This window comes from Aliivibrio thorii, assembly GCF_057368585.1.
Map to the genome: position 1 here is coordinate 1,033,026 of NZ_CM170655.1, position 24,291 is coordinate 1,057,316.

At 39.1% G+C, this 24,291-nt stretch carries 20 protein-coding genes; 9 read left to right on the forward strand and 11 right to left on the reverse strand.

Going from position 1 to position 24,291, the window contains the following annotated elements; all coding sequences use genetic code 11:
- Positions 1 to 34 precede the first annotated feature (34 nt).
- Together manA and AC2IP4_RS18650 are read right to left on the reverse strand one after the other, a co-directional pair.
- The gene (gene manA / locus AC2IP4_RS18645) at positions 35 to 1,231 is read right to left on the reverse strand and encodes a mannose-6-phosphate isomerase, class I (RefSeq protein ID WP_486307422.1); all 1,197 of its coding nucleotides are present in this window, start codon (positions 1,229 to 1,231) and stop codon (positions 35 to 37) included.
- A gap of 72 nt (positions 1,232 to 1,303) precedes the next feature.
- The gene (locus AC2IP4_RS18650) at positions 1,304 to 3,205 is read right to left on the reverse strand and encodes a PTS fructose transporter subunit IIABC (RefSeq protein ID WP_105055868.1); all 1,902 of its coding nucleotides are present in this window, start codon (positions 3,203 to 3,205) and stop codon (positions 1,304 to 1,306) included.
- A gap of 306 nt (positions 3,206 to 3,511) precedes the next feature.
- On the opposite strand from AC2IP4_RS18650, the gene AC2IP4_RS18655 reads away from it, so the two are divergent.
- Positions 3,512 to 4,366: a helix-turn-helix transcriptional regulator gene (locus AC2IP4_RS18655; protein WP_375320705.1), complete on the forward strand. Its 855-nt coding sequence runs from the start codon at positions 3,512 to 3,514 to the stop codon at positions 4,364 to 4,366.
- A 13-nt stretch (positions 4,367 to 4,379) separates the two neighbouring features.
- On the opposite strand, the gene AC2IP4_RS18660 is transcribed toward AC2IP4_RS18655, so the two are convergent.
- From AC2IP4_RS18660 to AC2IP4_RS18670, 3 genes are read right to left on the reverse strand one after another with little or no spacing between them, the layout of a single operon-like run.
- On the reverse strand, positions 4,380 to 4,778 hold the full coding sequence (locus tag AC2IP4_RS18660) for a hypothetical protein (RefSeq protein ID WP_375320704.1): 399 nt from the start codon (positions 4,776 to 4,778) through the stop codon (positions 4,380 to 4,382).
- Positions 4,778 to 5,002, reverse strand: a complete 225-nt coding sequence (gene yidD / locus AC2IP4_RS18665; RefSeq protein ID WP_105055871.1) for a membrane protein insertion efficiency factor YidD — start codon at positions 5,000 to 5,002, stop codon at positions 4,778 to 4,780. The genes AC2IP4_RS18660 and yidD overlap by 1 nt, the downstream gene beginning before the upstream one ends.
- Positions 5,002 to 5,217 (reverse strand): DUF4177 domain-containing protein, encoded by a 216-nt coding sequence (locus tag AC2IP4_RS18670; RefSeq protein WP_105055872.1) that lies wholly within the window; start codon positions 5,215 to 5,217, stop codon positions 5,002 to 5,004. Before AC2IP4_RS18670 ends, yidD begins: the two co-directional genes overlap by 1 nt.
- Before the next feature lie 222 nt (positions 5,218 to 5,439).
- Here AC2IP4_RS18670 and AC2IP4_RS18675 point away from each other — a divergent pair, with 222 nt between their 5' ends.
- Complete coding sequence (locus AC2IP4_RS18675) at positions 5,440 to 6,315, forward strand: multidrug transporter (RefSeq protein WP_486310835.1); 876 nt, start codon at positions 5,440 to 5,442, stop codon at positions 6,313 to 6,315.
- 12 nt (positions 6,316 to 6,327) lie between these two features.
- Here AC2IP4_RS18675 and AC2IP4_RS18680 read toward each other — a convergent pair whose 3' ends face one another.
- The 3 genes from AC2IP4_RS18680 to gcvH all read right to left on the reverse strand — a co-directional run bounded on the left by AC2IP4_RS18680 (position 6,328) and on the right by gcvH (position 11,997).
- Positions 6,328 to 8,373 carry an EAL domain-containing protein gene (locus tag AC2IP4_RS18680; protein WP_375320828.1) on the reverse strand — a complete coding sequence of 682 codons (2,046 nt, stop codon included), beginning with the start codon at positions 8,371 to 8,373 and terminating at the stop codon, positions 6,328 to 6,330.
- Positions 8,374 to 8,725: 352 nt separating this feature from the next.
- A complete protein-coding gene (gcvP, locus tag AC2IP4_RS18685) occupies positions 8,726 to 11,593 on the reverse strand; it encodes an aminomethyl-transferring glycine dehydrogenase (RefSeq protein ID WP_375320702.1) in 2,868 nt (955 codons plus the stop codon).
- Between the two features lie 23 nt (positions 11,594 to 11,616).
- A complete protein-coding gene (gcvH, locus tag AC2IP4_RS18690) occupies positions 11,617 to 11,997 on the reverse strand; it encodes a glycine cleavage system protein GcvH (RefSeq protein ID WP_023604575.1) in 381 nt (126 codons plus the stop codon).
- Positions 11,998 to 12,339: 342 nt separating this feature from the next.
- Here gcvH and AC2IP4_RS18695 point away from each other — a divergent pair, with 342 nt between their 5' ends.
- The 3 genes from AC2IP4_RS18695 (at position 12,340) to AC2IP4_RS18705 (ending at position 15,253) form a co-directional block, all read left to right on the forward strand.
- Complete coding sequence (locus AC2IP4_RS18695) at positions 12,340 to 12,948, forward strand: helix-turn-helix domain-containing protein (RefSeq protein ID WP_375320827.1); 609 nt, start codon at positions 12,340 to 12,342, stop codon at positions 12,946 to 12,948.
- A 77-nt stretch (positions 12,949 to 13,025) separates the two neighbouring features.
- Positions 13,026 to 14,144, forward strand: coding sequence for a glycine cleavage system aminomethyltransferase GcvT (gene gcvT, locus AC2IP4_RS18700; protein ID WP_375320701.1), 1,119 nt, complete (start codon positions 13,026 to 13,028; stop codon positions 14,142 to 14,144).
- Positions 14,145 to 14,569: 425 nt separating this feature from the next.
- A complete protein-coding gene (locus AC2IP4_RS18705) occupies positions 14,570 to 15,253 on the forward strand; it encodes a MaoC family dehydratase (RefSeq protein ID WP_060993003.1) in 684 nt (227 codons plus the stop codon).
- A gap of 138 nt (positions 15,254 to 15,391) precedes the next feature.
- On the opposite strand, the gene AC2IP4_RS18710 is transcribed toward AC2IP4_RS18705, so the two are convergent.
- A complete protein-coding gene (locus AC2IP4_RS18710; protein ID WP_486307424.1) occupies positions 15,392 to 16,285 on the reverse strand; it encodes a chemotaxis protein in 894 nt (297 codons plus the stop codon).
- A gap of 143 nt (positions 16,286 to 16,428) precedes the next feature.
- Between AC2IP4_RS18710 and AC2IP4_RS18715 the strand changes: the two genes are divergently transcribed.
- Entirely contained in the window at positions 16,429 to 16,707 is a 279-nt protein-coding gene (locus tag AC2IP4_RS18715; protein WP_375320699.1) for a peptidylprolyl isomerase, read from the forward strand.
- An 87-nt stretch (positions 16,708 to 16,794) separates the two neighbouring features.
- On the opposite strand, the gene AC2IP4_RS18720 is transcribed toward AC2IP4_RS18715, so the two are convergent.
- Positions 16,795 to 18,099, reverse strand: a complete 1,305-nt coding sequence (locus AC2IP4_RS18720) for an inosine/guanosine kinase (protein WP_486307425.1) — start codon at positions 18,097 to 18,099, stop codon at positions 16,795 to 16,797.
- A gap of 459 nt (positions 18,100 to 18,558) precedes the next feature.
- On the opposite strand from AC2IP4_RS18720, the gene AC2IP4_RS18725 reads away from it, so the two are divergent.
- A complete protein-coding gene (locus tag AC2IP4_RS18725; RefSeq protein WP_486310836.1) occupies positions 18,559 to 19,602 on the forward strand; it encodes a GMP reductase in 1,044 nt (347 codons plus the stop codon).
- An 856-nt stretch (positions 19,603 to 20,458) separates the two neighbouring features.
- Complete coding sequence (gene ltrA, locus AC2IP4_RS18730; RefSeq protein ID WP_375321735.1) at positions 20,459 to 21,694, forward strand: group II intron reverse transcriptase/maturase; 1,236 nt, start codon at positions 20,459 to 20,461, stop codon at positions 21,692 to 21,694.
- 187 nt (positions 21,695 to 21,881) lie between these two features.
- On the opposite strand, the gene AC2IP4_RS18735 is transcribed toward ltrA, so the two are convergent.
- A complete protein-coding gene (locus tag AC2IP4_RS18735; RefSeq protein WP_486310837.1) occupies positions 21,882 to 22,913 on the reverse strand; it encodes a phage integrase in 1,032 nt (343 codons plus the stop codon).
- A 180-nt stretch (positions 22,914 to 23,093) separates the two neighbouring features.
- Between AC2IP4_RS18735 and AC2IP4_RS18740 the strand changes: the two genes are divergently transcribed.
- The gene (locus tag AC2IP4_RS18740) at positions 23,094 to 24,257 is read left to right on the forward strand and encodes a DNA cytosine methyltransferase (protein WP_486310838.1); all 1,164 of its coding nucleotides are present in this window, start codon (positions 23,094 to 23,096) and stop codon (positions 24,255 to 24,257) included.
- The last annotated feature ends 34 nt before the right edge of the window (positions 24,258 to 24,291 follow it).

Genomic DNA, 24,291 nt, shown 5'->3' on the forward strand with positions numbered 1-24,291 from the left:
TAGGGGGATTTAGATTGGTGTTTTATTTACAACGTTAATTAAAGGCTCTTGCAACTTTACCCTGGCTTTGTAATGTATATTGCTCTGTGTAAGCCGGTATAAAAATCGAGTGACCTTTAGACACAGAAACCGATTCTCCAGACGGATGATTTACGATCATATCTTCATCAATAGCAAATAAGATCTCGGCACTTTGAGTTGTTAATGGTAATTCTGTGCTAGGAGTTAGCACTGAGAATTTAAAATCATCAACAGGAATAGGGTAATTCATCCCACCATCAATACTTATTGGTTGCATCAATAATGCTGACTGAGGAATGCTGTCAAATTCAGTACATGCCATTAACTCATCAATGTCCATGAATTTAGGTGTTAGCCCTGCTCGCAATACATTGTCAGAATTAGCCATAATCTCCAGACCTGTGCCATTAATGTAAGCGTGAGGGGTACATGCTTTTAAATACATCGCCTCACCCGGTTGAAGGGTAATTACATTCAGCATCAATGGAGTAAATAAACCAATATCATTTGGGTATTGTTCAATGAGATCTTGAATTTGAATAAATAACTCATCGGTATTTTGTGATGCGAAGTTAACTAATTCAGTTAAAGCGGTGTCTTTTGCTTCACCTTCTAGAGATAGAATGGCTTTAAAGAATGTTTTTAGTCCGTTAGAGCTTGGATCTTGAGAAAATTCAGTAACAAGAGAGTCTATCGAAGGTAATGACATTAAAGTAAACAGCGATATTATGTCGTCAAATGCTCTAAAACCGTTCATTGCCTTATAAGTCGTTAAGGCATAAACCAACTCAGGTTTGTGATTGTTGTCTTTGTAATTACGGTTAAATGCATTGATTGCAATGCCTGCTTTTTCTTCTTTATCATATCCGTCCATCGCTTGTTGTTTATTAGGATGAACTTGAATTGAGAGGGCTTTTTCTGCTGCGAGTACTTTAAAAAGATAAGGCAGTTCACCAAAGCTTTGTGCAGTAGGTGAAGATAAGAAGGCGTCTTTATCTTCATTGATTAAATCAGAAAGTAATACTGAATTCCCATTGATTGTCACAAAAGAACAACCATTTGGATGAGCTCCCATCCATAATTCAGCCTGAGGCTTCTCAGTTGTATTTTTGATATCAAAAAGAGTTTCGATAGAAGTATAACTACCCCAAGCATAATCTTGAATGACGTTATTCATCGGGTAAAAAAAGTGCTTTTTACATGCGTTCATAATGGACTCGTATAATATTAGGGTGACACCATCAAGCACAGGGGGAGATTGGTCGATGGTGCCACAAGACAATTAAGCTACTGCTACTGTGACGTTTTTGTTTTGACGCATCTTTTTAATAGAGACACAAACCAGAGCAGTTACGACAGTACCTGCCGCCATACAAGCGATAGCAAGGACTGGTTTATTCATCGCACCGAGTAGGGCAACCACTGGACCACCATGAGCAACACTGTTAGTGATACCGAATGAAAATGCCATTACTGCCGCTGTCATTGAACCGAGCATGTTTGCCGGAATAACTGAGATTGGATCTTGTGCAGCAAATGGAATTGCACCTTCAGAGATACCAACGAGACCCATCGCACCAGACGCTTTACCTGCTTCGATTTCTGATGATTCAAAGATATTGAACTTGCGACCAAGAACAGTAGCCAAAGACATACCTAGTGGAGCAACAGGAATTGCACATGCCATCGCACCCATAAATTGAGTTTGGCCGCTTGCAATCATGCCGACAGAGAATAGGAAGGCGACTTTATTGAATGGACCACCCATATCAAAGCCCGCCATACCACCCAACACGATGCCAAGTAGAACAACATTACCAGTGCTCAAGTTAGTCAAAAGCACGGTTAATGAATCCATTAAACTTGCGATTGGCGCACCAATAACGAAGATAAACAGACCTGAAATAAACAATGACCCAGCAATTGGGGCAATCATGATTGGCACAAGTGGTTGGATAAATTTATGGTAATTAATACTTACGATAAATTTAACAAAGTAACCAACCAGTAAACCGGCAATGATGGCACCAATGAAGCCTGTGCCTGCATCTGCACCATAGAAAGAACCGTTGTTAGCAATCCAACCACCGATAAGCCCTGGTGTTAATGCAGGACGATCAGCAATCGCGTAAGCAATGTAACCAGCAAGGACAGGGATCATTAAGGTAAAGGCAACAACACCAACATCAAGCACTTTATTCCATAGGCTACCCGGTGGGATTGCCATTCCACTTTCTGTTGGTTGACCGCCTAGTGCTAATGCAAGTGCAATTAATAAACCACCAGTTACAACGAATGGGATCATGTGAGATACCCCATTCATTAGATAGCGATATAAATCTGAACGAGTTTGAGATGCGGCACTTTTAGTGTCACTTGAAGAAGATGATGACTCAGCTACAAAAGGAGGTTGAGTCAGTGATTGAGTGATTAACCCTTTCGCGTCTTTGATTGGTGCTTTTACGTTGGTTTGAATTAATTTTTTCCCAGCAAAGCGAGTAAGATCAACTTGTTTATCACAGGCGACAATAATGGCATCGGCTTGCTCAATTTCTTCTGCTGTTGGGCTATTTTTAACACCAATAGAGCCATTAGTTTCGACTTTGATTTTGTAACCAAGCTCTGCTGCGCCTTTTTCGAGAGCTTCGCAAGCTAGATAAGTGTGAGCAATACCAGCAGGACAACCAGTAACACCAATAAGAAAACCGTTGTTTGCTTCTACAGCATCTGTTGCTTCAGATTCTTGAAGTAGAAGTTCAAGAGCGGTTTTTGAAGAGGTAGTTTTAAGGAATTGTTCAATAAAACCATCTTCAATTAACTTAGAAGAAAGTTCAGCTAGCACTTCAATGTGATGGTCAGCACCATTCGCAGGAGATGCGATCATGAAGAATAATTTAGATGGGAGCCCATCTTCAGCGCCGTACTCAATGCCTTCTTTACTGACACCGATCATTACTGCTGGTGAAATAACTGCCGAACTTTTGGCATGAGGCAAAGCAACGCCTTCTTCAAACCCTGTATTTCCTAATTCTTCACGGGCATAGATATCTGCCAAAAATTGTTGTTTGTCATTGATGCGACCTTGTTGGTGTAACGTCTCAGCCATTTCTGAAAATACGTCATCTTTTGTTTTTGCTTTAAGATCTAAACAAATGAGTTGTTCATTAATTAAGTCGGTGATCATGATTTATTCCCCGTTTTTTATGATTTACTTAAGTGGGAATAGTGTGGGATGGATAGGGATTATTGATAAGTGTGTTAGAAAGGCATTTACTGGATTATTGTATCCTGTAGCGGCAAGTGTGATTAAGATCTTATTTTTATAAAACCAAATGGCTATAATGTACTAGTCAAAAAAGCATTTAATAAATAGTTAGTTAGGTGTTTTTTGTGGTCGGTTTCTATTTAATTATTCACGCTTTATTTTTTGTTTTCCTGAACTCTAGTGGATAAAAGTAGCGTTAATTAAATCTATTTGGTATGAGATGAAATGACAGTTGTATTTAATAGTGTGCTAGAAGCACTTTTGTCTGAGCGAGAAAGCTTCAACCAGATCTGGTTTGCTGGTGATAAAGTCACCCCCCCACAATTTAGCTATCAGGTAAACTTTCCTCGTTTAGAGTTAGTCGTCAGTGGTGAATATTTAAATCAAATTGAAGACCCAGATCTCGGCATTACAGAGATTAAAGTGATGGCGGGTGATGCCCTATATATTCCACCAAACTGTTGGAATAAACCAAGCTGGGATGAAGACTGTTCTGTACTGAGTTTGTTATTTGGTCGTCGTCAGGTGGGCTTTAGCTTGGTGAGTAAACACAGAGGGGACTCCGGTTTTTACGATGTGCAGAAATACAGTATCCAAACACGTACAGGTCATGCGATCGATAATATTTTAGAAGCGTTGAATGCGTTAGCGAGAGAGCCTAAGAAAAAACCGATGGACGAGCACTTGCTGCTTGCTCTATTAAGTTACAGTAATGCAATGCTAGGTGAGCCGAATGATGTGATCTCTCCGAAAAAACGCAGTGAAGATCTCTATCAAGGGATATGTATATATATTCAGGAAAATTTCCATCGCAACATAGACAGAACAAATATCGCGAATCGATTTAATATTTCGCCGAATCATCTGTCACGAATGTTTAGGCAGCAAGGGCACATGACATTAGCGGATTACATTACATGGGTTCGAATTGAACGTGCAAAATTCATGTTGAAAAAATATACCTTCAGATTAACAGAGGTAGCAACTCGTTGTGGTTTTCAAGATGTGAATTATTTTTATCGAGTGTTTAAGAATAAAACGACTTATACGCCATCAGATTATAGAACAATGATAAAATAGGGCAGAAAATGCCCTAGATGAAAAGTTTGTTTTTGATTTTTTCTAATAGTGCACAAGAGAGTTTGTAGTTATGATCTCTTGCTATTTTTTGAGAAAAGAATAACTGAGGAAGCTCTATGATTGCAATTGCAATCAAGATGCAGAATCCAAAATTTTCGCCAGAGAAAATCAAGAATAGACTTAAAATTAAGGCTAATAACTCACCAAAGAACCATAAGTATTTTTCTAAATATAGGTGATGAAACCCACCTAGAAATAAATAATTCAGAGTCGCATATGTATCAGGATCTTTAAGCTGTTCGCTTTGTTTTTGATAAAATATTTTGCGCTCTTCACTAGATAATTCAGCCACCTGTTTTCTAAGTAGCTCTTCTTTTTCTTCTAATTCGCTTAAATTACCAAGAAAATTCATTACGGAACCTCGTCATAAATCACCTCAACCAAATCCGGTTGGTTACAGCGTCTTATTCTTTGTAAGCCTAACTTCCATCCTTTGAAGGCTCCATATTTTTCAATACATTGTTTTGTGTATTCAGAGCAGGTTGGTTCGAAGTTGCATGCAAGATTTAATAGCTTCTTTGACCCACCTTTATGTTGATAGGAGCGGATCAAGGTAATAGACAGTTGTGCGATCATTAACGACCTAATGTAATAATAACGGCTTCACGCTTCCAGAAAAGAAGAAAGCGTTTTTGCTCTACGATTTGAAACGCTAACTGCCAACCATCTTGGGCGTGTTTGTTTAGTTCAGCTTCCATTTTTTGAATTGGAACACCACTAGCGCCTAAAAAGATAGTGCCACAACCGCCTTCGACTAAGTGAATTACTTTGTATTCTTTAAAGCTTGTCATTATTATTTACTCTCTTGTTTTTAAAAGAAAAGAATGTATTTTATAATCTGTAAATTTACAATTTAAAAAAATAGAAGAGTAGGTATTTGTGGTGTAGATCTCATTACTATTTGGAACGTAATTTTTTATTATTTAATTAAATGAGGAGAGTGACTTCACATGTTACAAAAATAGAGTTAAGTTGGTTTTTATTGAGATTTAAATGCTAAATAAAGGATTATTTTGAGCTGGATACTTTTTACCTTACTGGCGGCATTCAGCCAATCATGGCGTAATGCGTTTCAGAGTCGTTTAAGTAAAGAAATGAACGTGATTGGAGTTACACTGTCTCGCTTCTTATGGGCCAGCCCACTTGCAGCACTCTACTTGTTTTCACTTTACCTATATCAGACAGTTCCTCTGCCTACTTTTACTGCGTATTCCTATCTCTTTATTATTGGTGCTTCAATCATGCAGATCCTTGCAACTGGATTGATGGTGGTATTATTTAAACAAAAGAATTTTGCGATTGGTGCTGGGTTAGCCAAAAGTGAAGCGCCAGTAGCTGCCTTTCTGGGTGTTCTTTTTTTTGGTACTTCATTATCGTTATTCGGTTGGCTAGGGGTTGCTGTCGGAGCCATTGCAGTTTTTATGTTGAGCTGTCCCAATGGTATTCGTAGTATTTCATTAAAAACTGCGTTAATTGGTTTAGCCTGCAGTACTTCTTTTGCTTTAACCTCATTGTGGGTTAGAGAGGCAAGTTTAACATTAACGCTTCCATTCCCTCATCGTGCTGCTTGGGTATTATTATTGGTTATTTTCCTACAAACATTATTACTTGTGGGTTATATGTTAGTCAAAGACCGTAATACATTAAAAGCAATGTTTATCAAACCTAAATTAGTTGTGATGACTAGCATTGCAAGCTTTATTGGGTCACTGGGTTGGTTTAGCGCTATGTCATTACAAACTGTGCCATTAGTAAAAACACTTGGTCAAGTTGAAGTGTTTTTTACAATCTTGATCTCTTTCTTTTGGTTAAAAGAAAGCATTAAGAGAAAAGACATATTTGCTCTCTTTTTAATTGCCATTGCTGCTGTTTTAGTTATGTGGCAATAGCGTGAAATAGGTTTAACGAATACTAATTCGTTGATGCTGCTCTATGAGTTTAAGCGCTGCTGAAAGTGGTTGTGGCCTTGCCAGTAAATAACCTTGCACGGCGTCAACCCCACATTTTGCTACGAATTCGTATTCTTCAGTGGTTTCCACGCCTTCTGCAACGACTTCACAATCAGCAATTTCACCCATTTTCGTGACTAATTGATAAAGCTCTTTTCCTTTTGGCGTTACTGCATCCTGTAGTAAAGAACGATCTAGCTTAATTTTGTCAAATGGGTATTTATTTAAGTGGGGGAATGAAGCATAACCGGTACCAAAGTCATCCATTGATATTTTAATTCCGTGTGATTTTAAGTTTTCCATCGTTTGTAGTAGTGCAAGGTTATCACTCAAGATGGCTTCTTCTGTTATTTCTAGCTCTAACCACTGTGGAGGAATTGAGAAATGACTTAATCGCGCCAGTAAGTGGGAAACAAAATCAGTTTTTTCAATAGACGCAACCGAAATATTAATGGCAACTCGATGTTGTGCTGACAGCTTCATCTGCTGCATATCTAATAATACTTTATCAATGACTAGCTTATCTAGCATTGGCATCATGTTTAATAACTGAAAGTCACAGATAAAAGTTGGTGGATGTAGTTTTCCGGTTTTATCTTGATAACGCAATAATGCTTCGAATGAAAAAGAATTTTTATTCAGTACTGATTGTAATAATTGGTAATGCATTAATAACTCGCCTTGGTGAAGCAAGGTGGCCAGTCGCTTTTGAGCTGAAGATTTATTTAAGCTATTACTTGCTGAGCTTCTAACATTGTCTAATAGATTGGTAAAAATACTTTTTTCAACCAATGTTTCTGACATTGTCGACTTTAAACGAATTGAATATTTACCAGCAAAAGAAAGATAGAAAGGGCGGTAAATAAAAACACCTACAATAATGATGAATAATTGAAGCAGGGTTCCTTCGATATTATTACCCATTGCGATATAGCCACTAAATAATGGTGGAGTCATCCAGTTCACAATCTCTACTACGGGAGAAACAAGGCCAGATGAAATGCAAAGATAAGTAATAAGAAAGCTAATTAAAGGTAAACCGACAAATGGAATAATAAGGAGTGGATTAAAAATGATAGGTAAGCCAAACAATAAAACTTCGTTAATATTAAAAATGACTAATGGTAACGCAGCTAACGCTAGCATGATGTGGTTACGCTCTTTAGAGAATATTAACACACACAATAATAAGCTGATGCTGTTACCTGAACCGCCCATTGACATAAAAGCATCGTAGAACCCCTGGCTAATGATATTAAGAGACGTTTCTCCAGCAGCCCAAGCTGTCATATTTTCTTGTGTAGCAGAGTAGATAGTTTGCTTTATGGAAAACAGCATGTTGTGGCCGTTAATCCCTATTGCGCCTAGTAAGCCCAGTAAGGTTTGATAAATCAATCCTCCTGAAAAAGTCAAAGGATCAAGGCTTAACCCATTAATCAGCGATGTAAAGTATTCGATTACTTTAACCACTACTTTAGATAAGAACAATGCAGAGCCGATAAAAACGAAAAAATGCAGCACATGTTTGAATAAACGGGATGAAAAATCTAATGCTTGTGGTTCAAGTTGCAGTAAATTGAAGCGGGTACAATAAACAAAAGTGACGAGAGCACTTAATAACGCAATTAATGGATTGTTCGGAAAGTAGTAAGCGGTAGAAAGGCTGTCGTTTTCTATAGAGACAAGGTAAAAAAGAACCAATGAATAGATAATAAAGAGAGCGCTATTAAATGTGGTTTTATGGGATAAATAATAACCAGCAATAACACAAAATGAAAGTGGATAAATATTGATTAATAAATTGGATAAATGAAAACACAATCCAGAGAAAAAAGGCAGTTCAAGAACGTTAAATGTATGCCCTAATAGTATGGCGAGTGCATTCGATAACGTTAGCGGTAATAGTAATAATGCAATGGCCGAGAGGTCATAAACATAAGAGTATGACTCATTATTGTTTGATGTCAGTTTATTTTTAAATACTGACAGTAGGTTGATAAATCGTGTATTTAATGAATTAGGGTAATTGTTGGTCTTCAAAGATTAATGTCCAATAAATGATCCAATTACGAGCCCCAAAAATGTTAAAAAAGAATGAAGGGCAATGGAAGTAAATCATCGTGATTAATATAAAGTAACGTGTTTTTTACTTCATAAAATAAGCCATATATTGGGGTGAATCTTATCACCATACTGGTTTTTAACCATGCCTTTTGTCATGTTTTTACGTTAAATAATCGAATTTAGAAGAACTATTGTTCAGTTAATAACTCTCAGTTTTAAGGAAAGAAAAAGGCAAACCTACTGGCTTGCCTTTATTGTATTTATAAATGATTCTATCGCTAGAAAACTACTCTTCGTAATTCTCGATACTTGGGCAAGAACAAATCAAGTTACGGTCACCAAATACATTATCTACACGGTTAACGGTAGGCCAGTATTTAGAAGCTTTTGCTTGAGTTGATGGGAAGCAAGCCACTTCACGAGTGTATGGGTGATCCCATTCATCAGACATCAGATCCACTTGAGTATGCGGTGCATTTACTAGTGGATTATTGTCTAATGGCCATTCGCCTTGCTGGACCTTGTTCATCTCTTCACGAATAGCAATCATCGCATCACAGAAGCGATCCAATTCAGCTAAGTCTTCAGATTCTGTTGGCTCAATCATTAACGTTCCTGCCACTGGGAATGACATGGTTGGCGCATGGAAACCAAAATCCATTAAACGTTTTGCAATGTCTTCTTCACTGATCCCTGTAGCCTCTTTAAGTGGACGAATATCAATAATACATTCGTGAGCAATACGGCCATTCGTACCACGGTACAGAACAGGGTAGTGCGGGCGTAAACGCTCCATCACGTAGTTGGCATTTAAGATAGCCACTTTAGTTGCTTCAGTTAGTCCCATTTCACCCATCATAGCAATGTAAGCCCATGAGATAGGAAGAATAGAGGCACTGCCTAGATCCGCAGCCGATACAGCATAATCTGAACCTTGAACACCGTTCTCAGTGTGACCCGGTAAGAAAGGTGCTAGGTGAGATTTAACACCTATAGGACCCATACCCGGGCCGCCACCACCGTGTGGAATACAGAACGTTTTGTGTAAGTTTAGGTGTGATACATCAGATCCAATAAAACCAGGGCTAGTTAAACCAACCTGAGCGTTCATGTTGGCACCATCAAGATAGACTTGACCACCAGCAGCATGAACCATGTCACACACTTCACGAACTTGCTCTTCATATACACCATGTGTAGAAGGGTAGGTGATCATGATGCTTGATAGGTTTTCTTGGTGTTTTTCTATTTTCTCAGCTAAATCGATCATATCGATGTTGCCGTTGTTATCACATTTAACCACAACGACTTTCATGGATACCATTGAAGCCGTTGCTGGGTTTGTACCGTGTGCAGAACTTGGAATTAGACACACATTACGTTGGTCATCACCACGGCTTTGGTGGTAACGTTGGATCGCGATTAGACCTGCGTATTCACCAGAAGCTCCAGAGTTAGGTTGTAGAGAAAACTCATCATAGCCTGTGATTTCACATAACATCGATTTTAACGACGTTGCTAATGTAGTATAACCAGCAGCTTGGTTTAATGGTGCGAATGGGTGAATACCACCAAACTCAGGCCATGTTACCGGCAGCATTTCAGCAACAGCGTTTAACTTCATCGTACAAGATCCAAGCGGGATCATACCGTGAGTTAATGAAAAGTCTTTGTTTTCCAGCTTTTTCAAGTAGCGCAGCATTTGTGTTTCACTGTGGTGCGTGTTGAATACTGGGTGTGTTAAGAATGAAGAAGTACGACGGCAGTTTTCTGGAATTGCGGCAAACTCATCAGCACCAACTTCATTAGAAAGCGTATCACACTCTGCATTATCAACACCAAATACCGTCAGTAGTGCAACAAGATCAGGCACTGTTGTGGTTTCATCAAAGCTAATACCAAGCCGAGTATCAAACTTACGTAAATTGATGCTTGCTGCTAATGCTTTGGTGTACAGAATATCTGTTTGTTGCTCAGTCTTAACTGTTAATGTATCAAAGAAGCTTTGGTGTGCTAACTCAAACCCTGCTGATTGAAGTGCTTTTGCAACAATAGCTGTGAAGTGGTGTACACGACGAGCAATGGTTTTTAAGCCTTTAGGACCGTGGTAAACCACGTAGAAAGAGGCCATATTTGCTAGCAGCGCTTGGGCTGTACAAATGTTTGATGTCGCTTTTTCACGACGAATGTGTTGCTCACGTGTTTGCATTGCCATACGCAGTGCTTGGTTGCCTTTTGAATCAACCGACACACCAATAATTCGACCTGGCATTGAACGTTTTAGCTTTTCGCGCGTAGCCATGAATGCGGCATGTGGACCGCCGTATCCCATTGGTACGCCAAAACGTTGTGCGCTACCAATGGCAATATCAGCACCCATTTCACCAACAGGTTTAAGAAGCACTGAAGCAAGAAGATCAGTGGCAACAACTACTAGGGTCTTTTTAGCATGAGCTTGTTCAATCAGTGTTGATAAATCTTTTACTTCACCCGTTGTGCCAGGGTATTGAAGTAGGGCACCAAACACATCATGTGAATCTAAGTTTGAGTCAGTATCAACAACAACGTCAAAACCGATGAATTTCGCACGGGTTTTAATTACCGCTAATGTTTGTGGGTGGACATCGTCAGCCACAAAGAAAGTGGTACTTTTATTTTTTCCACCACGCTTACACAGTGTCATTGCTTCTGCAGCCGCAGTTGCTTCATCAAGCAAAGAGGCGTTAGCAATATCAAGACCAGTTAAATCCATCACCATTTGTTGGTAATTTAGTAGCGCTTCTAAACGACCTTGAGAGATCTCAGGTTGATAAGGCGTATACGCGGTATACCAGCCCGGATTTTCTAATACATTACGCAAAATTACGTTTGGCGTGTGTGTATTGTAATAGCCTTGGCCGATATAGCTTGTATTGAGCGTATTTTGTTGAGCTATTTGTTTTAACTCAGCAAGCATGGCATTTTCAGAAAGGCCGTGAGGTAATTGCATTGGCTGAGGTAAACGTATTGAGCTTGGTACGGTTTCTTCGATTAATTTTTCTAGTGTTTCAGCGCCAACCGTATTGAGCATATGTTGATGCTGTGAAGAAGCGGGACCATTGTGGCGACGAATAAACTCGTTATCCGTGCCTAATTGTTGAAGAAGCTGACTCATGATCTTAATCCTTTAAATTATTTTTATTCTTCTTCGATGCTTTCAAGGTATTGATCGCCAGGAATTAGGCTTTCAAGTTGACCTTCATCAGACAGTTTTATTTTAGCAATCCAACCGCCTTCATATGGTTCTTCATTAACAAGTTCAGGACTGTCTTCTAGCTCTTCATTGATTTCAACAATCACACCAGAAATAGGTGCATAGATATCAGAAGCCGCTTTTACAGATTCAACTAAAGAGAAATTCTCTCCCGCAGTTACTTCGTCATCAACGTCAGGTAAGTCTACAAATACAACATCACCAAGTAGGCCTTGAGCGTGGTTTGAGATACCAACGGTTACAGTGCCATCGCCATTTTCACGTACCCATTCGTGGCTTGCTGTAAATTTAAGATCTTTTTCCATGATACTTCTCCAGTGTGAATTGTTTTTAGCAAATGGTTTTTAGTCCAATGCTTGAGAAAAATTAGCATTAAGCGAATTATATTAAGTGGAACTCAACAAGGTGTTATCTGTATTAATAACGGCCATAAGATTACATCTGGTAAACATACAAGTGTGAAATGCAACATTCAACCGTCAAGTTTCCAATAAGAAACTTTGTTTCCCGTTTTGTTACCTAGCGCACTATTTAAGCATTTGTGTTGCTTTTTATCTCGCAATTTCCCTCCTTAAGATGAATATTAATAGAGCAACTTGGATGCTTAAATGAGCAAGGAGAAACGCTTGAACCAGCCTAAAAATATAATGGAAGAAGCAAAGGTCGTTAAAATAGAGAGAAATAGCGAAGAGCAACCGATTGCTCCGCTAAATCTTGGTAAGCGATTAAAAGACATTCGAGTTCAACTTGGCTTGACGTTAGAAGAAGCAAGTAAACGAACAGGGCTTGCTCGCTCAACGCTTTCTAAAATTGAAAATGAGCAAATATCTCCTACATTTCAAGCATTACACAAGTTAGCTTGCGGGCTGGATATAGACATACCGCAAATATTCGAACCACCTAAGCAAAAAGGCGCGGTTGGTCGCAGAGATATTACACGTGTTGAGCAAGGTAAGCCTCATCCCACAGCGACTTATGAACATGAATTATTAGCGACACAATTATCCAATAAAAGGATGATGCCATTTAAAAGCCGTATTCGAGCGCGTAATTTTGATGCGTACGCAGAGTGGGTTCGCCATGATGGAGAAGAATTTTTATTGGTTCTAGAAGGTGAAGTCTGTTTCTACAGTGAATTTTATGAACCGGTTAATTTAGCAGTAGGGGATAGTGTTTATTATGAAGCAAGTATGGGACACGTACTTATTTCAATCAGCGAAGAAGACGCTCAAATTCTCTGGGTTACTGCAAAATAAAGCGTAACCGATAAACGCCTACTTAATTAGAAAGATAACGACAAAATCAGCCAGAGATGGCACATGGAGAAAAGAAGATGTCAGAACAACTAAATAAAACTGCACTTTTTGATATGCACGTAGCTGCTGGCGCAAAAATGGTGCCATTTGCCGGTTATGATATGCCTGTTCAGTATCCACTTGGTGTAAAAAAAGAACACCTTCACACGCGTGATGCTGCAGGTTTGTTTGACGTATCGCACATGGGCCAACTTCGATTAACAGGCGAAGGTGCTGCCGCGGCATTAGAAGCGTTAGTGCCTGTTGATATTATTGACCTTCCTTCTCAGAAACAACGTTATGCGTTCTTCACAAATGAAGAGGGCGGTATTATGGATGACTTAATGGTGGCTAATTTTGGCGACCACCTATTTGTCGTAGTGAATGCAGCTTGTAAAGAACAAGATATAGCACACCTACAAGCCAACCTTCCTGAAGGTGTTGAACTTGAAGTAATTGAAGACCGTGCTTTATTGGCACTACAAGGTCCACAAGCGGCAGATGTATTGTCACGACTTCAACCCTCTGTTGCTTCTATGCTGTTTATGGATACGGCCGTTATTGATATTAATGGTATCGAGTGTTATATCAGCCGCTCTGGTTATACAGGTGAGGACGGCTATGAAATATCAGTGCCAAATGATAAAGCCGCAGAGCTTGCACAAGCACTAACGTCTTTTGAAGAAGTCGAGTGGATTGGCCTTGGAGCGCGAGATTCGCTGCGTCTTGAGTGTGGCTTATGCTTATATGGTCATGATTTAGATACAACAACGACGCCAGTAGAAGCAAGTTTACTGTGGGGTATCAGTAAAAATCGTCGTTCAGACGGTGAGCGCGCTGGTGGGTTCCCTGGTGCAGATATCATTTTAAAGCAAATTGAAACGAAAGATGTAAATCGTAAACGCGTTGGTTTAGTGGGTCAAACTAAAGCACCAGTGCGTGAAGGTTGTAAATTGTTTGATGCGAATGATATTGAAGTTGGAGTTATAACCTCTGGTACTGCAGGACCTACTGCTGGGAAGCCAGTATCAATGGGGTATTTAAGAACAGATCTTTCTGTTATTGGCACTGAAGTATTTGCTGAGGTTCGTGGTAAAAAACTAGCAATGACAGTTGAAAAAATGCCGTTTGTTCCTCAACGTTATTATCGTGGTTAATGTCATTAGTTATTGATTAGCTCTGTTTAACTGCTTTACAAAGCCCTCTATGCTTAATCAGTTAGAGGGCTTTTATGTATAAAATATAATAAAAATTGGAATTTTCATAAAACTTACACTAAACATTAATAAAAGTATGGGGGAAATAGCTTCAGTTTGGTTGTTCTTCATTTTTTGTGATTGGTTTATTTAGAATACATTCTTGGTGATTTTGAGAAAATTAATGAGTTTTACTTCTCACTATTGATCTTTTTTGAACAGTGTTCATTATCAACAAGTCTTTGTAATTTAATAATAAACTTGGTTCTAGCGAACGCTTGTAAGCTAGAAAAGTGTTTGCATAAAAACGTGATGTGTAACACAATTATAATTCTGGCACTTACTAAGCATTGTTTTTACTATTAGATATCAAATAAGGTTTCTCTATGAAGGTTGTCGATTTTCTAAAGCATAAGCGTGAATATCTGGCGAAACATCCGTTTGAATTAAAAGACTGGATGTCACCAACCATTAAGGATTACTGGATTGAATTTTTACAGAAAGCCAATAATATTCACATTATTTCATGGGTTAAAGAACACAAACGTGCTGCAAATGGACCGCAGCAAGATGTAGTTCAACCTGAGCCAATAGAAATGAATCTAGATACTCAAGCTGTATTTGAAGAGTTAACCGCTCGTTTGGGCGAAGAAATCCACATTGGCGATTGGTCAATGATGGATCAAGAACGTATTAATCAATTCGGTGCTGTAACCGAAGATATGCAATGGATCCATACTGATCCAGAAAGAGCATCAGCAGAATCTCCGTTTAAAACACCTATTGCTCATGGCTTTTTAACGCTTTCAATGCTATCAAAATTAACAGACAACGTAGGCAGCGATAACTTATTATTTCCTACTGCAAAAATGACAGTGAACTACGGTTTAAATAAAGTGCGTTTTCCATACCCTGTAAAAGCAGGTAAACGAATTCGTGCGAGAAGTACATTAATGTCGGTAACTCCAATTAAGCGTGGTTTAGAAATTGAAACTGAAGTTAAAGTTGAAATTGAAAAATGCCGCAGACCTGGTTGTGTTGCTGTGTCAGTTATACGTTTGTATTTCTAATCGCCGAGAGAGCTAATTCTAATATATAAAAAAGCCGCGTTAGTCTTTATCTTATGAAGATTAACGCGGCTTTTTTTATGTGGTTAGTTGACTAACATTTAACCAGTAATAATGATCGGATAATTATTGGGGTTGGTATTATTTCTTTTGATTGTGATTAGCACCACGCAGCATGGCTTGAACTAGCTCTGTTGCTTCAAATTTAGTTAACGCCTCATGCGCACCAACTTGCTTGGCTTGTTCAACACAAATTTCGCTTGAAAGAGAAGTGTGGAGAATAACGTAAGCGTCTTTTAGTTTAGTGTCATTTTGAATTTCAAACGCTAACTCATAGCCATCTAAGCCCGGCATTTCAATATCACTGACCACAATATCAAATGGGTTATTTTCTTCAGCTGCTCGCTTTAGAACTTCATAAGCATCAAGCCCGTTAGTTGCAACATGATAAATAATATTAATACTGTCTAAAGCCGTTGATAGCTGTTTACGTGCCACAAACGAATCATCAACTAATAGAATATTAAGTGCTTTGAGTTTCTCTCTTTCTACATCCGCCAAGATAGGATAAAGATTTGAGGTATCTTCTGGGTAGATTTTTGATAATAGAAGTTCAACATCTAAAAGTTGAATTATTTTGTCTTCAACTCGAGTTATCCCTGTAACAAATACATTTGCCCCTGCGGTTTCTGGTGATGCCTCAATGGCTTTCCAATCACACTCAATGATTTTATCGATAGCTCTAACTGCAAACCCTACCACAGTGCGCATACAGTCTGTGATGATGATATAACAGTCTTGTAATTCTTCTTCTTGAAGTGGTCTAAAACCAACTGCTGCTGACATATCGATGATTGGGATCGCCATATTTCGAATCGTTGCAGTTCCCAATACATGATGGTGAGAATAGGGAATAGAAGTGAGAGTTTGAAAAGGCACAATCTCACGAACTTTTAACGTACCAATGGCAAAACGCTGTGTTAGTGTGAGTTTAAATAGCAGCATCCCTTGAGATTGGTTCGCTTTGCTTTTCATAAATAATAGCCTTGTGGAAATAATTATTTTTCTGGATGCGATTGTAGTTTTTTTGAGATACTTTTTAAAGGTGAGTCTATCAATTGTTGCTATATAAACGATATAATTAGACTAAATTTATCTAAGATCACTTTGAGGTATTCATGGCTAGCACTGCAGCAGCGCTACACATTCTTGTTAAGCATAAAGAACAAGCAGAAGACATTATTCAGCAGCTTAAAAAAGGCGCTAAATTTCACGTATTAGCGAAGAAATACTCTAACTGTCCTTCAGGTAAAAAAGGAGGAGATTTAGGTGAATTTAAAAAAGGCCAGATGGTACCGCAGTTTGATAAAGTGTGTTTTAGTGGTGAAACATTGGTTCCGCATTTAGTGAAAACCAAATTCGGTTGGCACGTAGTGAAAGTACTTTACCGAACTTAACATTATTTATATTGGACTAAATAATACATACAAAAAATCCGACGCCTAACGTCGGATTTTTATTATTTATATAGAGTACTAAATTGCTTAACGCTCCCAGTATGCTTCTTCTAAACAATCTTCACGTTCAGGCATTGATTTAGATAAACGTGGAGAGTGCTGAGTTAACACCTCGTAGCTTGCACGGTTTGAGTACTTACAAATTTGCGAGAAAGAAGAGTAAGTTAAATACTCGGCATCGTGTTTACTCGAGTTTGGTACGTTCTCTTTATGGTAGTAATTAGCTGCCATATCATGTAATAGGGCAGACAAAGCAGCATCACCAGCACCATTCGTGTTTTTAATCTCCATTGGGCCACCCATATAAGGGGCAATGTGAGAAGATACTTTAATTGGCTTAGTACATAATGCTTTCATCATTGGACGGCTGTATTCAAAACGGTTGAATTCAGGGATATTACCTGGAAGCAATGGTTTGTCAGTTTCACGCTTAATACTTTCTTCAGTAAAGCCAGCCATGTATAAACCAACAGGGCCTGCAGTACAAAGTACTAAATCTACCCACTCTAGCGCTTTATCTGCTGCAAGTAGGGGATCCTTCTCACCAGTAAGAGCTTCAGCTTCTTCTTCATTCATCGCAACAACGGTTACATTCTCTTTCAAGAAGGTTTGCCACCATTCTGCTTTGCCTTCAATAACGTACTTAGTACCTAACGTTAACACTACAGGGACATTATGAGATTTTGCACATTCAATCGCTTTTTGAACCGCGTCCATCATAGGATCGCCTTCTTTACCACGAACAAGGTAAGAAGAAATCACTAATGCAGAGGCTTTTTCAAAAATATGCTCAGGAACGTGAGCAGGACAAAGCTGGTTCATGTCACCTTCATTGATCGCAAACGTACGTTCGCCATCTTCAGAAATCAAGGTGTAACAACGGCCGATAGGACCTTGAACTGGTTGCAGGTGATCTAAGTCCATACGGCTTGTTGTGTTACATAGATAACGATAAGCGTAAGAACCGATTTTGATGTTTTCACTCATTACCCCTAGCAGAATAGATTTGCTGTCTGCTAGAACAGAGTAGTTATGAAGGGTGTTACCAATGGTATCGCCAGGATACTCATGACTGATCAAGTTTCTTTCAAACAGTTCTTTATATAAAGCTTCTGCTTTTGATTCTTCAAGAACCAATGAATGGCCTTTACTTAACTGGTGACGCGCTAAGAAATCATCGTCTACTTTTGCCTCAATATCGACAATAGTTTGACCAACACCGATAAGGTGGGTGCGTTCAAGTTTAGGTGTTTGTTTGATTTGATTCACTAATGGATCGCGAGTGTGAACAGGAAAATAGTGTTTAGACTTACGTTGGCCAGGAAACTTCATGAATTAAAGATCAGTTAATAAGTGAATTTTCCGAGATTATATCACAAGTTTTTTCATTAACATTCATGAATATAGTAAAAAGTTGAGATCTAGATCACTTTCGTTTTATGGTTCAAATAGCAAACGTTTACTTTTGTCGGGTTGTAGTAAAAACGTGCAACTTCTCGTCTGATATAAAATCCTGAAAAAGATGTCTTGTTGGTGTTTTATCTGGATTTTACTATATTCTTGGTGGGATGTTCTGATAATAATTGTTTGTTTGCAGATTTATCAATAGTATCACAAAAAAAAATGAATTATCAGGCTTGCGAAATAAGTTTCCGGCCCTATAATACTGAAAACCGGAGCGCCTGCCAGCGCTCCGGTTTTTTTGTGCCTGCTATCTTGGTTTGTTAACTGCCTTCTGCCAAAGGCAACAAGAGATAGTAGAGCCAGTATCGATAATACGAGGAATTTATCATGCGTATCGAACAAGAGTTAAAGTTAGGCTTCAAAGATGTACTATTTCGTCCTAAGCGTTCAACACTGAAAAGTCGCTCTCAAGTCGAATTAACCCGCGATTTTACATTTAAGCATAGCGGTCGTCAATGGTCTGGTACACCTGTAATTGCAGCTAACATGGATTCTGTTGGTAGTTTCGCAATGGCAAAAGCACTTTCTGAGCACGGAGTAATGACTGCAATTCATAAACATTACACTGTTGAAGATTGGGCTGGCTTTGTAAAAGAGAATGATGCATCAGTTCTTAAAAATGCAATGGTTTCTACTGGTACTTCAGAAGCTGATTTCCAGAAAACAAAAGATATCATGGCATTAACAGATGACTTGATCTTTATCTGTGTTGATATCGCAAACGGTTATTCTGAGCATTTAGTTCAATACGTTGAAAAAGTACGTGCTGAATTCCCAGACAAAGTAATTTCTGCGGGTAACGTTGTTACTGGTGATATGGTTGAAGAACTTATCCTAGCTGGCGCAGATATCGTTAAAGTAGGTATCGGCCCTGGTTCTGTATGTACTACACGTGTTAAAACTGGTGTTGGTTACCCACAACTTTCTGCAATCATTGAATGTGCTGACGCAGCACATGGCCTTGGTGGTCGTATCATTGGTGACGGTGGTTGTTCTTGTGCTGGTGACGTATCTAAAGCGTTCGGTGGTGGTGCTGATTTCGTAATGCTAGGCGGTATGCTAGCAGGTCACGAAGAGTCAGGCGGTGAAGTTATCGAGCAAGACGGTAAGCAATTCATGAAATTCTACGGAATGTCTTCACAAAGCGCGATGGACAAGCACTCAGGTGGTGTTGCTAAGTACCGTGCAGCTGAAGGAAAAACCGTACTATTACCATACCGTGGTTCAGTTCATACAACGATTTCTGACATCCTTGGCGGTGTACGTTCAACTTGTACATACGTAGGCGCGGCGCAGCTTAAAGAGCTAACTAAGCGTACTACTTTCATCCGAGTACAAGAGCAAGAGAACAACGTTTTCGGTAAAGAGTGATAACTCGATATTTCGGAAATAACGAATAATGAAAGGTCGCATTGAGCGGCCTTTTTTTTGTTTGCCCAGCAAAGCTGGCAAACCCGTCTGCTTGCAAGATAGCAGAGTCACCCCGACTAAGGGGAAGACAATCTGAATGGCAAGGGCGTCACTGGCTAACGGTGAGGTCTGAAGGAAGCCATAGGAAGTTAGATGTACACAACTAACCGTAACCTGTTTCGGCGGGATTGGTGGGTAAGCGTCCAAAATAGCGCGAAGCCCAATACTTAGTCAGACCAATTCTGTGCTTGAGGGTGGCATATCTAACAGGGAGTCAGTGCAATAACTGGGGAAGCCTGGCATCTAAACTTAATTGTCAGTAAGTGGCTTAGATTCAAGAAGAAACTCAAGATCTAATGCCGATGTGAGGTGGCAGATGAACCCGTAGTAGTGAGTAAGGCTAGGCCTGTGAAAGCCAGTGATGGTGTGGAGGACAAAACCAAGCCGACTATCAGTAATATATCTGATAGAGTCAATTTGAGCCAAAAGCACTTATTGATTGCGAAGGGGGGAAGTGATTTATAAATTACCTTAAAGTGACGTAATTTATGATGGGTTCACGAATTACCAAATAAGGTAAAGTCTCTATTTTAATGGCTAAGGGTGATACTAAAGCTGTGAATAGAACTGGACACGGGGAGTAAGTGTTTCTCTTTACTAGAGGCATAGAGGCGGTTAAGCATATTGCGAATAAAAGGGCGTAGCCTTGCTAGAAAACTTAACGCGACAACGAAATAAACCTAACCAACATAAATAAAGTCAGCAGCAGGTGATGTGAGATAATAATTTGAGAGTACACTATAGCCTTTACGGGCGCATGCTATCACTGCAAGCGCTTTACGTGGCATACAAACAAGTGAGAAAGAATGGAGGCGCAGCTGGTATTGACGGGCAGCGTATCGATGATTTCACACAAAATTTGGAAGTAGAGCTCAGAAAACTATTACTTGAACTACAAGAAAAGCGCTATCAAGCGCGGCCCGTAAAACGAGTTGAGATCGCCAAAGACGATGGCGGTATCAGGTTATTGGGGATCCCCACAGTTCGAGACCGAATTGTTCAACAATGTTTAACGAATATAATGACTCCCATATTTGACCCAAACTTTCATCCATCCAGTTATGGATATCGGGTTGGGCGAAGCTGTCATCAAGCCATCAGCAAAGCTACACTCTTTATACGTAAATATAATAAGCGGCATGTTGTTGATATGGATCTGTCTAAATGTTTTGACATGCTTGACCACGATCTGATAATCAAGTTCGTGCGAAAGCGCATCGTGGATGGCAGTATCTTAGGCTTGATCCGTCAATTTCTAAAAAGTGGAGTCATGGTTGGTGAAAACTGGCAGAATAGTGTAATAGGCAGTCCACAAGGTGGGGTGATTAGTCCACTACTTGCTAATATCTACTTAGATGAATTCGATCAAGAAATGATGAGGCGTAAGCATCGAATAGTGCGATACGCGGATGACATTTTGATATTCTGCACCTCGAAAAAGGGTGCAGAGAATGCATTAAAAGTAGCTAGCCATATTTTAGAAGTAACGCTAAAACTTAAAGTGAATGAGCGGAAAACCCATATAGCACATAGCGATACAGGTATTAAATTCTTGGGAGTGGAAATTTTTACAAATTACACGGCAATTCAAGAAAAGAAGCTCAAAACATTAAAAGCGAAAGTAAGGCAACTCACCAAGCGTAATGGAGGATTGAATTTAGCGAGAGTGCTAAAGCAACTGAATCCAGTGCTCAGAGGGTTTGTAAACTACTTCAAAATAGCCAATATTACGAGCACACTGAAAAGCCTTGCGGCTTGGATAAGGCGGAGATTGCGAGCGGTACAAATGAGTTTATGGAAGAAGCCGTGCAGATTGCATCGTCGTCTTAAGCAACTAAAGTACAAACCGCCATTTAAGTCCATAAAAATGGACTCATGGCGAAACAGTGCGAGTCCGTTAGCAAGCTATGCGATGCCTAATCAGTGGTTCAAAAATCTAGGCTTGTATTCAATAGACGAAGTTAAAACAGGTGTACTCGCTTCTTTTTATTAAGAAATAGTAAATTGCAGGAGCCGTATACGAGGTCCGTACGTACGGTTCTGTGAGAGGGATGAGGCAAAAGCCTCACCCTACTCGATGGCCTAAAAATGGCTAATGACTACAAAATGACTACGCAGATCCAAGTTTTTATTTTTCACATCCTTTAAATGTGATTAATTATGCATATTTAGTGAATTACTTAAAAGTAGCTTAAAGGGTTCTTTGTAATGGCATCGCTTAAATGATCTGGTGCAAAGTGAGCATAGCGCATGGTCATTTGAATGTCGGCATGACCAAGAATGTCACGAAGAACCAAAATATTACCGCCATTCATCATAAAGTGACTTGCGAAAGAGTGGCGTAAAACGTGAGAGGCTTGGCCTGCTGGTAAATCAATATCAAGTTTGTTTCTTAATATGTAGCAGAAAGGGGTATAGCACTCTTCAAACAGTTTACCCGATGTCGGTTTATGGATTTCGTTATACAACTCTTCAGTGATGGGAACAGAGCGAATTTTCTTATTCTTTGTATTGGTATAAGTGATCTTGAATTTAGAAAGCTGATTGCCCGTTAATTGTGCCGCTTCATTCCAACGCGAGCCTGTAGATAGGCATATTTTAACAATTTTGAGCATATCTTTACGTTTATGTTCAGATACTTTTTGAAGTAGATGAGCAATCTCTTCTTTTGCTAAAAAGCTCATTGGTCTTTCATGATCACGAAATGGCTTAATACTTTCTAAGGGGTTTGGGCCTTTCAATTCACCCAGCTCTTTAAGCTTTTCAAATACTGCTTTAAAACGAGCCAGTTCAGAATTTAATGTCGCAATACTTGGTGCGCCTTTTTGCCATTTTCGGTCAACAAAGTTAATTTCACCAGCCATACGTTTACGGCGAAACTCTGCGTAAATTTTCGCGGTAAAAGTTGAGGCTACAGGATTACCCATGGCTTTTACCATGTGTCCAAATTTTTGATAGATAACTTGGCCATTAGATAGGTTTACGCCATACATAGAGAACCAAATTTCAATAAGCACAGATAAACGGCGGTTTTCAAGTTTATCGCCTTTCCACGGTTTTTCTTCTATTTGTTTTAATGTGTAGTGCTCAAAAGTAGTGGCTTCACCTTTAGATGTAAAGCGTTTACGAATGCGCTTACCTTCACGACCGTTCGTGTAGAAGTCGGCGAGCCAAGGTTTCTTTGAATTGTCTTTTAAGTTGCGAATAGCCATAGTAAAATCTGCATTAACTGTGTTTTTATACAGTATAAATCATGCTCAGTGTTTAACAATGTTTTATATCGTACAAATAGTACATAGAACGATTATATAATCAGCGTTTAATTGAGTAAGAATGGTAATTATGAAATAACTCGGTAGAATGTGCCGGTTAGTAATTTGTAGGTATTTTTAATGACAGTAAAAGCAATAGATTTGTTTGCCGGCGCAGGTGGTTTTACTCTTTCAGCTCATAATGCTGGAGTTGAGGTTGTGGCCGCAATAGAATTTGATAAGGCAGCTGCAAATACTTATAAAGAAAACTTCATCTTAAAAGATAAGAAGCCAATTAAACTGCTTAATGAAGATATTAATCTAGTTGACCCAACAGTTTTGAGAGAGTCTTTAAATTTAAAGGCTGGGGAACTAGATTTAATTCTTGGTGGTCCACCATGCCAAGGGTTCTCAACACATAGAATTAATAATGCTGGCGTAAATGATCCTAGAAATGCACTTTTGTTACGCTATTTTGAATTTGTTCATGAGTTTCAGCCAAAAGCTTTTTTAGTTGAGAATGTAGCTGGTTTATTATGGAAGCGACATGAAGATTTTTTAAATAAATTTTTACAGCTTGCAGCTAAAGAAGGCTATGAAATAACGTTTTGCGGTATTTTAAACGCCAAAGATTTTGGTGTGCCTCAGAATAGAAAAAGAGTTTTTATACATGGCGTTAGAAAAGATATAAATAGCACAGTTAGTTTTCCACCAGAAGCAACTCACTTTTCACCAACATCAGGGCTTACGCCTTGTTGGAAGACTGCATCAACGGTTTTTGAAGCCGTACCTGAACAATATTTAAATCGTTTCGTTAAAGAGTATTTCTTAACGAAAACGAAATTAACTAAAGAACAAGCTTTAAATTCGTTGCGAAAATTAGAGTTTGGTTTTGAAGTTGATAAAAACGATCCATGTAATGTGTTTATGAAACCAAGCGAAATGATGGTGAAACGCTTTGTTGATACTCCATTAAATGGTAGCCGTGAAGATGCTGGAGAGCAGCACCGACTAAAATGCCATTCTAACGGGTATAAAGGTCATAAAGATGTATACGGTCGAATTTTTATACATCAACCAAGTAATACAATTACTACAGGTTGTAATAACCCATCGAAAGGGCGTTTTGTTCATCCGTGGAAGAATCACGGTATAACCCTTAGACATGCAGCAAGGTTTCAAACTTTTCCCGATGACTTTGTTTTTTATGGTTCATCGACAGAGCAGGCCAAGCAAATAGGTAATGCGGTCCCCCCATTATTGGGGCTAATCCTCATAAATACTATCTGCTGTGGATTGAATTGAAAAAAGTGCCTACAATGTGAGGCACTTTTTTTTG

Coding starts and splice junctions, on each gene's coding strand:
- manA (WP_486307422.1), bottom strand. CDS start 1,231: ATGAACGCATGTAAAAAGCACTTTTTTTACCCGATGAATAACGTCATT.
- AC2IP4_RS18650 (WP_105055868.1), bottom strand. CDS start 3,205: ATGATCACCGACTTAATTAATGAACAACTCATTTGTTTAGATCTTAAA.
- AC2IP4_RS18655 (WP_375320705.1), top strand. CDS start 3,512: ATGACAGTTGTATTTAATAGTGTGCTAGAAGCACTTTTGTCTGAGCGA.
- AC2IP4_RS18660 (WP_375320704.1), bottom strand. CDS start 4,778: ATGAATTTTCTTGGTAATTTAAGCGAATTAGAAGAAAAAGAAGAGCTA.
- yidD (WP_105055871.1), bottom strand. CDS start 5,002: ATGATCGCACAACTGTCTATTACCTTGATCCGCTCCTATCAACATAAA.
- AC2IP4_RS18670 (WP_105055872.1), bottom strand. CDS start 5,217: ATGACAAGCTTTAAAGAATACAAAGTAATTCACTTAGTCGAAGGCGGT.
- gcvP (WP_375320702.1), bottom strand. CDS start 11,593: ATGAGTCAGCTTCTTCAACAATTAGGCACGGATAACGAGTTTATTCGT.
- gcvH (WP_023604575.1), bottom strand. CDS start 11,997: ATGGAAAAAGATCTTAAATTTACAGCAAGCCACGAATGGGTACGTGAA.
- AC2IP4_RS18695 (WP_375320827.1), top strand. CDS start 12,340: ATGGAAGAAGCAAAGGTCGTTAAAATAGAGAGAAATAGCGAAGAGCAA.
- gcvT (WP_375320701.1), top strand. CDS start 13,026: ATGTCAGAACAACTAAATAAAACTGCACTTTTTGATATGCACGTAGCT.
- AC2IP4_RS18705 (WP_060993003.1), top strand. CDS start 14,570: ATGAAGGTTGTCGATTTTCTAAAGCATAAGCGTGAATATCTGGCGAAA.
- AC2IP4_RS18710 (WP_486307424.1), bottom strand. CDS start 16,285: ATGAAAAGCAAAGCGAACCAATCTCAAGGGATGCTGCTATTTAAACTC.
- AC2IP4_RS18715 (WP_375320699.1), top strand. CDS start 16,429: ATGGCTAGCACTGCAGCAGCGCTACACATTCTTGTTAAGCATAAAGAA.
- AC2IP4_RS18720 (WP_486307425.1), bottom strand. CDS start 18,099: ATGAAGTTTCCTGGCCAACGTAAGTCTAAACACTATTTTCCTGTTCAC.
- AC2IP4_RS18725 (WP_486310836.1), top strand. CDS start 18,559: ATGCGTATCGAACAAGAGTTAAAGTTAGGCTTCAAAGATGTACTATTT.
- ltrA (WP_375321735.1), top strand. CDS start 20,459: ATGCTATCACTGCAAGCGCTTTACGTGGCATACAAACAAGTGAGAAAG.
- AC2IP4_RS18735 (WP_486310837.1), bottom strand. CDS start 22,913: ATGGCTATTCGCAACTTAAAAGACAATTCAAAGAAACCTTGGCTCGCC.
- AC2IP4_RS18740 (WP_486310838.1), top strand. CDS start 23,094: ATGACAGTAAAAGCAATAGATTTGTTTGCCGGCGCAGGTGGTTTTACT.